This is a genomic window from Bacteriovorax sp. DB6_IX, assembly GCF_000447775.1.
In the GTDB taxonomy this organism is placed as follows: domain Bacteria; phylum Bdellovibrionota; class Bacteriovoracia; order Bacteriovoracales; family Bacteriovoracaceae; genus Halobacteriovorax_A.
In genome coordinates this window covers 1-5,145 of the sequence record NZ_AUNJ01000465.1, presented here as the reverse complement: position 1 = coordinate 5,145, position 5,145 = coordinate 1, and the positions used below count along the sequence as shown (strand labels likewise).

General features: G+C 38.3%; 6 protein-coding genes. All 6 read right to left on the bottom strand.

Annotated elements, in window-relative coordinates; all coding sequences use genetic code 11:
- Positions 1-62: 62 nt before the first annotated feature.
- Positions 63-671 carry a 50S ribosomal protein L9 gene (gene rplI, locus M901_RS14545; protein WP_021278970.1) on the bottom strand — a complete coding sequence of 203 codons (609 nt, stop codon included), beginning with the start codon at positions 669-671 and terminating at the stop codon, positions 63-65.
- A 10-nt stretch (positions 672-681) separates the two neighbouring features.
- Positions 682-1,707 carry a DUF2232 domain-containing protein gene (locus M901_RS14540; RefSeq protein ID WP_021278965.1) on the bottom strand — a complete coding sequence of 342 codons (1,026 nt, stop codon included), beginning with the start codon at positions 1,705-1,707 and terminating at the stop codon, positions 682-684.
- A gap of 24 nt (positions 1,708-1,731) precedes the next feature.
- Positions 1,732-2,349 carry a 30S ribosomal protein S18 gene (gene rpsR, locus M901_RS17160; protein ID WP_021278967.1) on the bottom strand — a complete coding sequence of 206 codons (618 nt, stop codon included), beginning with the start codon at positions 2,347-2,349 and terminating at the stop codon, positions 1,732-1,734.
- 170 nt (positions 2,350-2,519) lie between these two features.
- On the bottom strand, positions 2,520-3,137 hold the full coding sequence (locus M901_RS14530; RefSeq protein ID WP_021278966.1) for an LON peptidase substrate-binding domain-containing protein: 618 nt from the start codon (positions 3,135-3,137) through the stop codon (positions 2,520-2,522).
- 93 nt (positions 3,138-3,230) lie between these two features.
- Positions 3,231-3,653, bottom strand: a complete 423-nt coding sequence (locus M901_RS14525; RefSeq protein ID WP_021278968.1) for a hypothetical protein — start codon at positions 3,651-3,653, stop codon at positions 3,231-3,233.
- Positions 3,654-3,720: 67 nt separating this feature from the next.
- Entirely contained in the window at positions 3,721-4,947 is a 1,227-nt protein-coding gene (locus M901_RS14520) for an NAD(P)/FAD-dependent oxidoreductase (protein WP_021278969.1), read from the bottom strand.
- Positions 4,948-5,145 lie beyond the last annotated feature (198 nt).

Sequence of the window (5,145 nt, the reverse complement as noted above, 5' to 3'; positions counted from 1 at the left end):
CAAACAATAAGGTAAACAAAAAGAAGGCCCCATAAATGGGGCCCTTTATCTTAAAAAGCCTATTAGCTTCTTAGGATTCTATTAGCGTCTTGCTTAAGCTTTTCTTCTTCAGATAACTCACCGTCATTTTCAGTGTTGTTTTCTGCAGCTAGCTTATCAAGCTCTTCTTTTGCTTTCTTTGCAGCAGCAAGTTCTTCTGCTTTTTTCTTGTTTTCTTCAGCTTGTTGAGGATCCATAGTTACAGTAACTGTGAATTTTGCTTCAACACCTGAGAATACCTTAGCAGTAACTTCGTACTCACCTAGTTCTCTGATTGGGTTATCAAGAGTAAGGTGTCTTCTTTCTACATCGTGACCTAGCTTAGCTAGTTCTTCAGAAAGCTCTTGAGTTGTAACAGAACCGAAAAGTTTTCCGTTTCCACCACATCTTTTTACTAGATCAAGTTTTACACCTGAAAGACCTTTAGCAACAGCTTCTGCTTCAGACTTTTGCTCAGCTACTTTCTTAGCTAGCATTTTCGTGTAGTGCTCAACCTGAGCTTTATTTGATTCATCTGCAAGAACTGCAAATCCGTTAGGGATTAAAAAGTTTCTAGCGTGACCAGCAGAAACATTTACAACCTCTCCAACATTTCCTAGAGACTTAACTCTTTCTTTAAGGATAACTTTCATGATATTTCTCCTAATTTTCTTTTCTTTTAAAATACTTTCTAAAGTCGGCCCATAAATCGAATAAACCAACAATAGCGACAAACCTAAAAGCTAAAAAAATTGTCATAACAGTTAAGATGCTTCTTAAAAGTCCTGTAATCTTTAAAAACTTTAGAAGGTCGAGATAAATTCCCATTCCTTGGAAGAAGTAAAATACTCCTAAAGACCAAAGAATATTTGCCCCAACGACTTCTAAGCTCTTACCTCCGAGATACTCACCACCAATAAAGAGGGCGAATCCTAATATAACAAAGTACATCAGAAAATCAGGGGCCTTGAAGCGTACAAGATCTTTTAATCCAAAGCGATAATCATGCATCTCTCTCCAGATCATGCCATTTCTTAGTAACATAAAAAGAGTTAACCATAATACAAAGAAAACTCCGACAAATGTTACAGCAAAGACACTCTCAAATACCGCATTAACTAACTCTTTTGGCTTACTTAAAAATGCTTCGAGATCTCTGGCAGGTTCACCACCAGCTTTCATAATTTCTAAGTAGTTTGGCTGATTCTTTATTTGCTCGAAACCAGTGACAACTAATTTTTCAACTTGAACCGTTAAAGGTTCTGGTGAAACAAGAGCTGTTAAACCGACCAAGGCAACAAGAACACCAAATATTAAAATTCCACGAGAGATTAAACCTTTAACAGGATTCTCTCCTCGCATAATGATTGAAGAAATGGCGACTGCAAAAATCACCGATCCAACCATCATAAATGCGTAGTGGGATAACATTTCATAACCAGGGGCACTCATTGAAACACCATAAGTGATTCCAGCTAATAGCCCTGAAACAAGAAATGTTCTTTTTAAACCATAAAGTAAGAATGCTACGGCCAATGGAAGAGGCGCAAATATCGATAGCGGTCCAACGACACCTAATGCAAGTGCAATAATACATAAGAAAACAAGCTTCCCAAAACTAAGCTGTCCTAGAACAACTTCTTTTTGTGGGCCAGTTGACTTTGAATATGAATCGTTTTCACGCGCCATCATTACTTAACCTAGTCAATCCAATTATTCAGCAAATCTTCCTGCTAAGTGAGATACAAGACCGATATTTCTAGCTCTCTTGATCGCTGTTTCAGCAAATCTGTGGTGCTTTCTTGAAATACCAGAAACTCTAGCTGGAGAAATCTTTCCGAATTCGTTGATTAGCCAGTTGTAAGTCTTAGGATCTTTCCAATCTGCAGTGATGTTGTTTGCTTTGAACCAACATGCTTTTCTCTTAGCAAATTTTCTCTTGTCCTTATCAGCACCTTTATCTAGTTCATCAGTTTGTGAACCAGCGTGAGACTTAGAGTATGGACACTTGTAAGCTTTAACAACAGCTTCAGCTTCTGCATCTTTGTCTGATAGTTTAACTGTAAGTGACTTGTGTACTAGCTCGTTAATTTTGAAACGTCTTGCTAGCTCTGTGTTTGCTTCATTGTTTGCTTTATAAATGAAGTAGATGTAATGACCAGTTCTTGAACCATTCTTTGCTAATTGCGCGAATGTTTTCTTTCCCCAATCATCAGTAAGAAGAACTTCTCCGTCGAAGTCTTTTGCAACTGCTGCAACCATATCTTTAAGTGATGTTAGTTGCTCTTCAGTAGCTTCCGGTCTGGCTACTAATGCCAATTCGTAAATCATACAAACCTCCTGAACAATTTATATTAATTGCCCTAAACCTCTGTCGTTTAGAGCGAGTAATCTGTGTTTAAATGTGTGGTGAATGTAACAACTAAGATCCCTTAAGTAAAGGGAATTGAAGCATTTGCCGTATTTTTTATGGGACTATTTTTGACTATAAGTACCTGTTATTACGCAACTACCCATTCGTTTAGGATTTTTACCTTATCATTTATGTCATCCAGCTCCAAAATGGCCTGCTTAAGCCCTGGATTCTCAATAATAAACTCACAAATAGCGGCCACAAGAAGGACCGGATCAGACAATGAGCCAATGACCTCTTCAAACTGCTTATTATCAGCAAAATAGCTTCTCCCCCAATTGCGAAACTCCAATTCAAGATGCTTTAACGAGATAAAGTTGTCAGGCATGACTGTTTCAAACTCAATAATCTCTCTGGCAAGAGCAACATTATAAGGTTCGTCAGTCTCGAGTAACTGCATGATTTCAACCTTAAACATCGGCTCGAGCACAATTAGCATTTCTGGTCCACTAGGGTTTTGTTGTAGTAATGTAGGAATCCCGCAACCGGCGATACATTTCACATAGGGTAAACTCTCGTGATTAATACGTGTGACCCCATCCTCTTCATCTGTCATCCCATAACAAAGGGCCACAGGAATTCGCTCTTCTATTGCCTTATGAATCATATCGACATAACGAGGCTCGAAAACATTAAGGGGTTTTCTAAGGACTGGTTGATAGACAACCCTAGGCAACGGAAAGAGAAAAACTTTTGTAAGGTTCATATTCCTATTGTGGGGCAGGTAGTGAAAAACTGCTAGGAAAAAGACTGAGACTTAAGCTCTACAACCTATATAGAGCTTAAGTCATTAATTTTATTAAAATAAAGCGTTATCAGCGTATGGGAATAGTGGTGTAGCACAAGCTTGCAGGTTTCTATCAAATGAGATGAACTTCTGCCCATTCTTATACCATCTCACCTCTACAATCTCCTCTCTATTGAAGTGATCAGAAATAATCAGGATATCTCCAAACATCTCAAGTTGTGGAGTTGGAAGATAATCAAATGATTCTACGAAGACATATCCACCATAAGGTGCTGACCAAACAGGTGAATCCATATCTTCAACGAAGTTTGGAGCGTCAACTGATAGCCACTCTTTCATATTCTTGGCATCTTTTAAAAACTGAGAAGCCTTTCTATATTTAAAACCAACTTCCTTTAAATCTTTATCAATACATGGGCTCTTTGCCATTGTATTTAGTGAAAGTAATGCAATTAAGATTGTTAATGCTTTCATAAGTCTCTTCCTCTCTAAGTGATAGTCGTGCTTGTGTTTGAATTAAATCATTCAATCAAATCAAAATCTATTTATCAAGCAGATTTTGATCAGTAATAATACGCACACCCTTTCTCTTAAAGAAGAAAGCAAAGGCCCACTGGATAAAGACCATGACTCTATTTCTAAAATCAATTAAGAAGAGAATATGAATAAAGCTCCAACTTAACCATGCGAGAAGACCAGCTAACTTAAATCCATGAAAATCCATCACGGCCTTGTAGTTTCCAATCGTCGCCATTGTCCCCTTATCAAAGTAGCTGAAGATAAGCTTCTGCCCTAACTTAATTTGCTTGGCCACATGTCGCCCTTGTTGAGAAGCAACAGGGGCCAAAGCAGGAAGGGGGTTTTGATTCTTATCTTTAAAATGAGCCGAGTCGCCGAGAACGAAGATTCTAGGATATTTTGGGATTGATAAATTATTTTCGACAATAACTCGACCCATTCGATCCTGAGCAACATTCAATTTTTTTAGAATAGGAGAAGCGACATTTCCTGCTGCCCAGATAATATTATGTGATTTAATTTCTTGTTGATCTGTTTTTACAAGACCTTCTTTAATCTCTAAAACTCGCTGGCCAACTAAGACCTCTACACCAAGAGCTTCAAGATAACCTTTCGCCTTTTCTGAGAGTTTTCCAGAGTATGCCGGTAAGACCTCCTTACCTCCTTCGAGAAGAAAGATTTTAGCTTTACTGGGGTCAAAACTTTTAAACTCTTTAGAGAGAATATCATAGGCAATCTCTGCAAAAGCTCCCGCAAGCTCAACGCCTGTAGGCCCTGCACCAATGATGACAAAGTTTAATTCTTCACCGCCAGAGTTTTCGCACTCTTCGAAGGACTTAAGCATTTTATTTCTTATCGCAAGAGCATCCTCAATTGTTTTTAAACCAGGAGCAAAGTCTTTCCAATTATCATTGCCATAGTAGAAAGGCTTAGCCCCTGGGGAAAGAATGAGGTAGTCGAAGGGGTGAGAGACATTAGACGACGTATGAACAATTTGTTTTTCTTTATCTATATCGACTACCTCATCGAGGAGAACTCTAGTATTAGTAGCTCCTGCTAATATCTCTCTCAATGGTGCAGAGATATCAGCAGGAGAAAGTGCCGCCGAAGCGACTTGATATAATAAAGGCTGAAAGAGATGATGGTTCTTCTTATCAATAAGAGTGACGTCAATATTAGTATTGGCCAGGGCCTTTGCAGCTGCAATACCTGCAAAACCACCACCGACAATAACAACCTTTTTCTTCATTTTTACTCCGATTTGGATCATGTAAAAAAGTGATATGCCTCACTTTACGGTAAATATAATTTTGAAACAATACCCAAAATATGCAATAATCTATTTCCAATATGGAAATAATACAAAAGACTACATTTGATAGAATTTATGCCTTCCAATTAGCGATGGTGGTCCTTAAAGAGGGTTCATTTGTTGCAGCAGCGAGAA